General features: G+C 35.4%; 5 protein-coding genes. 3 read left to right on the top strand and 2 right to left on the bottom strand.

From position 1 onward, the window contains the following. The 3 genes from CUB63_RS06535 to CUB63_RS17500 form a co-directional block, all read left to right on the top strand. Positions 1-1461: VENN motif pre-toxin domain-containing protein (locus CUB63_RS06535; protein WP_157955977.1), on the top strand; the 1461-nt coding region annotated here is incomplete at its 5' end. After that, positions 1461-1664 carry a hypothetical protein gene (locus CUB63_RS06530; RefSeq protein WP_109847711.1) on the top strand — a complete coding sequence of 68 codons (204 nt, stop codon included), beginning with the start codon at positions 1461-1463 and terminating at the stop codon, positions 1662-1664. The genes CUB63_RS06535 and CUB63_RS06530, both read left to right, overlap by 1 nt. A 595-nt stretch (positions 1665-2259) precedes the next feature. After that, positions 2260-2397: a hypothetical protein gene (locus tag CUB63_RS17500; protein ID WP_157955976.1), complete on the top strand. Its 138-nt coding sequence runs from the start codon at positions 2260-2262 to the stop codon at positions 2395-2397. Between the two features lie 12 nt (positions 2398-2409). Here the strand turns inward: CUB63_RS17500 and CUB63_RS06520 are convergent, their stop codons facing one another. Together CUB63_RS06520 and CUB63_RS06515 are read right to left on the bottom strand one after the other, a co-directional pair. After that, complete coding sequence (locus CUB63_RS06520; RefSeq protein WP_232240052.1) at positions 2410-5331, bottom strand: autotransporter domain-containing protein; 2922 nt, start codon at positions 5329-5331, stop codon at positions 2410-2412. Between the two features lie 248 nt (positions 5332-5579). Further along, positions 5580-7229 (bottom strand): alpha-keto acid decarboxylase family protein, encoded by a 1650-nt coding sequence (locus tag CUB63_RS06515; RefSeq protein WP_109847709.1) that lies wholly within the window; start codon positions 7227-7229, stop codon positions 5580-5582. Positions 7230-7372: the final 143 nt, after the last annotated feature.

The following is a 7372-nucleotide window of genomic DNA, read 5'->3' as shown; positions in this document are numbered from 1 at the left end:
CGTGACGTTCAAAATTACCTTTTCCAACAACGTTTACAGGACTATACCAACCAGTCTGAGTTTGGTACGGGCGGTAAATATACCCGAGCCATCCAAGCTATCACGGCATTTACGCAAGGTATGATGGGCAATAACATTGTCACCGCGATTGCTAATGGCTCAGCCCCTTATCTTGCCAATGAAGTAAAAAACCAAATTCAAGGTAACAGTGTTGAAAGTGATATTCAGCGCACGCTTGCCCACGGTTTACTCAATGCCGGTCTTGCATTGGCAAAAGGTGAAAATGTGGCAGCACAAGCCACGGGTGCGATGACCGGTGAAACGGTGGGTATTTTATCGCATTCACTTTATGGCAAAACGCCCGAAGAACTGACTGAGTCTGAAAAGCAAAATATAAGTGCATGGGCAACGTTAGCTTCAGGCATTGCCGGTGGTTTAATTAGCGATAATAGCGCAGGCGTTGCCAATGCCGCCCAAGCCGGGAAAGTGGTGGTTGAGAATAACTATCTGAGTTTTGATGAGGCTCGTGCGTTTGATAAAAAAATAACAATATGTAAAGCAGCTGGTGAGAATTGTCAGCCTATTATTGACAAGTACGCCACAATTCAAGGAAAAAATTCAGAAGAATTTAGAAAGGCATGCCAAAGAAACTCATTAGAATGCACTGCTGGCTATGAAAGGCTCAAGCTGAATGGAGGAATTTCGGCAGCCGAGAGACCAACATGGCTTTATGGTTCTTTAGATAATGAAGATGTCAGAAATGCTGTATTGTATATTAATAATCAGGATGTTGAATTTGCTAATAAACACTCAGATAACTGGGACAGATTTGCCTCCTTTGTTGGAGAGCCAGAAAATGTATTCGGATTGTACCTAGGTGGTAGGGCATTATTTAATTCAGCCGCCTCAGCGGAGGCTAAACTGATAGGAACTGGATTGAGTATGGGCGCAAATGCAGGTGTACAGGTTTACAATGATAATGCTGGAGATAAATTTGATTATCTGAGCTTCGGACTAGCCGGCTTTACCGGTTGGACAGGAACAGGTCGAAATCTACATTCCAATGTTCAATTAAACGCAGGTAGTGCTTATTTAGGGAGTAAGATTGCAGGCGAAAATTCAGAAGCTGCTGTTGTTTCAGCCACTTTTGGGGCCACATCGGGTTATGGTCTAACAACAGTATTAGTTAATCGTTGGGAGGCAAAATTAATAAAAGAACATTTTGGAATGTCTGCAAGTCGTTATGCATTACAGTATGCAGAAAAGTACAAATATTCAAATTTTATGACAGAAAGTTTTAAATTAAGTCCTCTCCCAGGGATTGTAGGTGGGGCTGCTGGTTCATTTGAATTAGAGCTAAGTGGTAGTTTATTAGGACGATATATTATGAAAAATAAGGATATTAAAGAGATTAACAATGAACAGCAATATTATTTAGAATTAGATAAAGGTGCATATTAATGAAACTCTCAATATATTCCTTATTTTTTATGATTTTTATATATGGTTTATTTTTCTCTTTTTTATCATTATCAGGAGAATGGCTTTTAACAGATAAAAGTATAAATCAATTAGATTGGGTGAATTCTATCAAACTAGGTGGCTTGATTGGTAGCAGTGTTGGAACAGTTGTTTGGATTGTTATGCGATATGAAATTGTTTAAATATTTTATTCTACTTTGGATTGCATTCTCTGTTATGGTTTTTTTTACTCTATTAATAATAAAAACTCTAGTAGAATTAATATACAATTACCCAATAGAAGATAGTCTTTTTTCTATTACTAAAGAGAATGTTATAGATTATATATGTTTGGGAATGGGATTTGGTTTTTTCTTTAGTATAGTAGCTTGCTTAGTCAGTTATCTTGAATATAAAAGACACTAATATTTTTACAAAAAAAACTAGCGCCACACTGAGTCTTGTATGACTACCTCATTTTTCAGACAACTGGATTATTAACAGTCTGGCTTGGCATATGAGGGGGAGTAACATTAAACTCATTCAGTTACTCATCTAGAATAGTTAGTTAGATGTTCACAGTTTTGTACTAACCCTCTAGTGCTGGTTTTTCAAATCTAAATTACGACCAATCTCTACCAAGCCCTTTCTGAAACTCACGAGAACGTTACCGAGCGTGACGTTCAAAATTACCTTTTCCAACAACGTTTACAGGACTATACCAATCAGTCTGACTTTGGCACAGGAGGTAAATATACCCGTGCCATCCAAGCCGTTACCGCATTTACGCAAGGTATGATGGGCAATAACATTGTCACCGCGATTGCTAATGGCTCAGCCCCTTATCTTGCCAATGAAGTAAAAAACCAAATTCAAGGCAATAGTGTTGAAAGTGATATTCAGCGCACGCTCATTTTTGCAAATCATCCACTTTAAATACATCATTAGTTAGAAAGCGATAGAGAATTTCATATCAATACTATTATCTTGCTGATTTTTTGCTGTCAATCCACTATATCCGATTGATAATTTTGATATTTCATTTATTTGGATAGTTGTTCCTGCTTTAACTACAAGAGCATCCCGTGCTGTATCAACGCTATTAGCAGTAAATGTTGGTTGGGTATCGGTGAAACGTAAATTGATACCTCGTTCCACATCGTTGTATTGGTGTAACCAACCTAGTTCGCCATACAGAGAAATATTAAATTTATTGTTAATTTTCAATTTGTTATTTAAACGCAATCCTGTGATAGATGTGGTTGAATCTAAACTTTGTGAATGGGCTTGTAAGGCAGCACGATCTCCTTGCTCGTTAATGGCAGCGTTTTTTGTTTTGACGTATTCTAAATTAACAAAAGGCTCTAATTGTGTGTCCGAGAGAGTTATTGGGTAAGCTACTTCGATAAATATCTGGCTGGTATTCCCATTGTAATTCGCTTTATTTTTATCTGATTGCGCGATGTAGTTGACCGTTTTTGACGTATGAACACGATGAAACGTATTCGATACACCTGCACGTAGCTTGATATGGTTAAAATCATAGCCACTATAAAATGATAAAAGGTAATTTTCGCTGTTTGCGTGACTGTTATAGCCAGAGAGCGAGGTTTTGGTGAAACCTGTTGCTATACCAAGCAACATTTTATCGTTATTAAAATGTTGATCTGCACCTAATAGTACGCCATAGGTGGAAGCATCATAGTTATTCGCATTACCATCACTTGAGTTATCATCCCAATTATATAAAGTTTTAGCCCAGACATTACTTTTATTGTCTGCAGTTTCTTTTTCACCATTAAGTGTTTCAGCGTTTTTAACCTGAGAAAGGAGTGTTTCTTTTATTTGTCGGCTACTGTTGAGTTGATTAGATAAAACATCGGCATGAATTTGGCCAGTTAATTCATTAAAGGCATAGTGGACATCATTTTTTAGATCCATTCCGACAATGCTTTCATAAACAGGATGCCCTGAAGGTAATGCATCTATTGCATTCGCGATTGATGCTTGATTTTTTGTTTTTGCCAAGCTGGAGAAAGCAGTATTATTTCTTCCGACATTCAATATTACTGCATTCTGATCGTAAGATAGTGTTGTTCCTACAAAAAGGTAGTTTGGGTTAACATCAGCAAATTTACCACTAATACCTTTATCTGCCATTAAAATAGTATATTTTGTGTTATATAGACTCTGAACATTGTCTTTTGTGAGGAGATTTCTATTATTTTCAAGAGATACATTAACTGTTCCTCCGTTAAGTATCGCTGTGCCGAGGCTCACTATTTTATCGCTATCACCCTGTGAATTTACTTCAACCAGATAGTGACTGCCAGCATTAAAAATCACAGTATCATCTATATTAAGTGTACCAATTGAGTGGCCTGGTGCTACGATGCCTCCTGAATTCACCTCTAGCTTATTAATTTTTCCTTTACCAGCAAGTGTACCCTTGTCATTGATATTGACTTGAGAACTTATGCTCCCATCATTTAATAGCAACGTTCCTTTATTAACATCCAGTAATGAATTTAATTTTCCTTCAAGTAACAATGTGCCACCATTGATGGAAGAATTTTTTGAATAGTGATTTTCGCCTATAAGGAGTAAATTTCCCTGATTAACCTCGACGCCTGCAAAATAGTTATTACCAGATAAGATTAATGCACCATCGCCTTGTTTGATTAATTTACCAGGGCCACTAATATCATTTTTCCATTCATCAAATTTACCAAACTCAGCGAAGTCAAATTCATTAGTTGTTTGATTAACAAGAAAATGATTATAAAAATATGAAGGCCCATTATAGGCTTTAGGAAGATTAATTAATCCCCAATTAGAATCTGGAACATTTTCATTTGAAGCCCAACCCGCTAAAGAATGACTCGGGTAGGCTGTGCTTGCTAAAATAGATTGCCTCTGCTCTTTGGTTAAATATGCAAAACGTAAACGCAGTAAGTTGTTGGACGAACTGGGTATTTGATTGGGAGAAATGAGCGATGAAGTTTCAGGATCTTTTGTTCCATAATAACCTGCATCATCGTTAGTTATTTTTTTAGGTGTGGTTAAACAATTTTGATTTTTACACTGATTAGCGACATTCTGGCGGACTTCTTTGGCAAGCTTAACAAAAGTTCGAGTTGTGTCATCATCTGCAAGCATTTGTGATAACAGGTAATAATTTCCTATTCTCGAAGCGATGGTATCTGTTGCAAAATGTGCCCCTACAATAACTCGGCTTTCACCATATTCTATTGCTCGGGCAAACATTTCACTGCCCTTTTCAGGGAATAATATCGATAAAACAGCAGCTTGTTTGTATCCATTCCATGTATGTCCACTTGGGTAAGATGAACCTGTTATATTGGTGTAATTATTAAAGTAATTACCTTCATTATCAATCACTTGATAAGGTCGGCCACGTAAAAAAAGTTCTTTTAAGATAAAATCTATCGAGCGCACTCTTTTTTTGTTTGGATCATAAGCATATATCCCTGAGTTATGTAATATATTCAGATCTTGGTAAGCTTGAATATCGCTAAAATTAATTGATTTAGCATTATCGCCAAATAAAATATTGGCATAGGTATTAAAAATATAAGAATGTGTCTGTGACTTATCAACTTCTGCTAGTTTTCTTCGTTCGCCAGAGATTGTTTGATAATTATTACTTATTATTCTATCTAGTTCGGCTGTTTTTGACCCTTTTTCAGGGGGAGCTGTGATGATACCATTTTTGATATCTTCCAACCAATTATTGCGTTGATCAATAATATGTTGTTTGGTTTCTAAAATATCTATTTCAGACCATGATGAATTCGAAAAAAATAAAAAAAAGAAACTTAACGAGGTAGGTATTACAATATTTTTCATAAAATAAGCCATAGTTTCCAAAAAACGTTGGAGCTAATTTATATTGTATTTATTAATATCATGCAATAATTTAAATATAATAATGGCTAGATAATGATAGAATATCAGCATGTTCTATATATTTAAAATAAATATTAGTTCATGCTGATTATTTAATTTATTTATAATCTAATTATTATGAATAAAAACTAATCTTTTGTCCGTTTTATTCTGTCTAAAAATTTAATTTATCATTTTATCCATTTATATTAGAATGAATATAATGAGCTTTTAGATTCTTTCAATTTTTTAGCTAATTCAGAAGCTTCATATCGCTCTGTTACTATTTCGATATAAGAGGCACTATCTGTTGATTCTGCCACTTCAAGCGCTTTATTTAATTCATCTATCGTTGTGACTTTCTCACAATGCCAATCTTTTGCACCAAAAGCTTTAGGTAATTGATGATAATTCCATTGAGCAAGATCGTTATAATAAGCTTCAGGGTAATCACATAATAATCGTTCAATTAAGTAACCATCGTTATTTAAAATAAGGATGATCGGCTTTAATCCAAAACGAACAAATTGACTAATCTCTTGTACGGTTAATTGATGTGAGCCTTCGCCTGTAATTAAAATAACTCGTTTGTTAGGTGCGGCAAGTGCGGCACCAAATGATGCGGGTGTTGCCCAACCAATAGAACCCCATAATGTTTGGTTATGGAACTGAGCACCTTCTGGTAATAGAGCAAAACCTAATCCCATTGATGACGTACCTGTCTCAGCAATAATAATATCGTTAGGTTTAAAGAATTTCTCTAATCGAGGGTAGAGGTATTGAGCTGTAATTTCACCGTTATCAGATAAAATAGCGTCTTCTAATCCCTTAGCTTTTATCTGATGATAAGTTTTATTCGGTAGTCGTTTTGTCAGCTCAAAGAGAATATCTTCCATATAAATAGAAGAGTAGATAACAGAATCAATTTCTACATATTCTGGCATGATGTTGATAAATTGTTCTGGTTTAATATTGGCTGTGAAACTTCCCGTATTAAAGTCGGTCATCATTGCTCCGATCCCTAATACATATTCACTATTTTCGACAAACTCTCTGACATCAGGTGTCATTAATTGTCCATCATACATCCCAATATATTGAGTATTAGATTCACTTAATATGCTTTTATCCATAAACATAGTGGCATAAGGTAAACCTGTTTTATCAATAAAGGCTTGGACATTATCTGATAACCCTAAACGTGCGGATAAAATACCGGGTAATACGCAGATATTATTGCTTTGTGTAAGCTTATCAATAATGAGTGATACTACTTTTTCTAGTATTTCTTTATCACTTATTGGTTTTTTCGGTGTGGTAACAAGTGTATTTTCTATCACTGGCATAACAGCATAATCAGATGGTAAGCCAATATAAACAGGACGACGTTCTTTTAATGCTGTCGCAATTAAGCGCTCCATTTCAGTAATACAATTTTCAGGCGTTAATATTGCATGAGCACAAGCAAGACGTTGGGCTAGTTGATAGAAAATATCAAAATCGCCATTACCTAATGTGTGATGAACAAGGCGCTTACTTTTTTGTACACCACTTGCTGGCATACCAACTAAATGAAAAATAGGTAGATTTTCTGCATAAGAGCCTGCAATAGCATTAATCGCACTTAATTCACCAACACCAAATGTTGTCGATAACGCTGCCATACCTTTAATTCGGGCATAACCATCAGCGGCGTAAGCTGCATTTAATTCGTTGCAGTTACCAATCCAACGCAGATGATTGCTATTACAAATCGTGTCTTCTATAGGAAAGGCATAATCGCCAGCGACACCAAAGACATCACTTATACCTAAGTTATATAGTCGGTTTAGCATATATTCAACAACAGTCTTATTCATATTATCTCCAGAATATCAGAATAATAATCTGTAAAAACAGGGTTATTCATTTATATTATGTTTAATGTTTTACCGCAGATATAAATCAATATGAAATGGTTTATTATTATTGGTGGTATAACTAAATGTAATAAGGTAAATGT

The sequence above is a fragment of the Proteus penneri genome (assembly GCF_003144535.1).
Taxonomy (GTDB): domain Bacteria; phylum Pseudomonadota; class Gammaproteobacteria; order Enterobacterales; family Enterobacteriaceae; genus Proteus; species Proteus penneri.
Note: the sequence above shows the minus strand (reverse complement) of the source record. Positions and strands in the feature narration are given on the sequence as shown.